We start from the raw sequence: 271 nt of genomic DNA on the forward strand, positions 1-271 counted from the left end.
GAGTTACTCGCACCACTACGATTACGATCCGGTGCTACGACTAAAATGTCATACTCTTGCTGTAAACGTTGAGCAAGTATTTGTATACCAACCGCGTCAAACCCATCATCATTGGCGATCAATACTCTCATGATGTTTCTCTGCTGACTTATCTGTAAAATCGATCATTTCGCGCAAAACGCTGGTCGCAAAACACCCTTTTGGTAACGAGAATTCCACGATCAACTGCGCACTCCCTTCATTATCTCTTAGCAATTCCCACGCCATATTC

The 271-nt window shown here is 43.9% G+C and carries 1 protein-coding gene; it reads right to left on the reverse strand.

Annotated features, from left to right (window positions below):
• A partial coding sequence (locus AAEY88_RS13710; RefSeq protein ID WP_350563273.1) for a 5'/3'-nucleotidase SurE occupies window positions 1-131 on the reverse strand: 131 nt, incomplete at its 3' end.
• Between the last annotated feature and the right edge of the window lie 140 nt (window positions 132-271).

The sequence above is a fragment of the Psychrobacter sp. CAL346-MNA-CIBAN-0220 genome, assembly GCF_040309805.1.
Taxonomy (GTDB): domain Bacteria; phylum Pseudomonadota; class Gammaproteobacteria; order Pseudomonadales; family Moraxellaceae; genus Psychrobacter.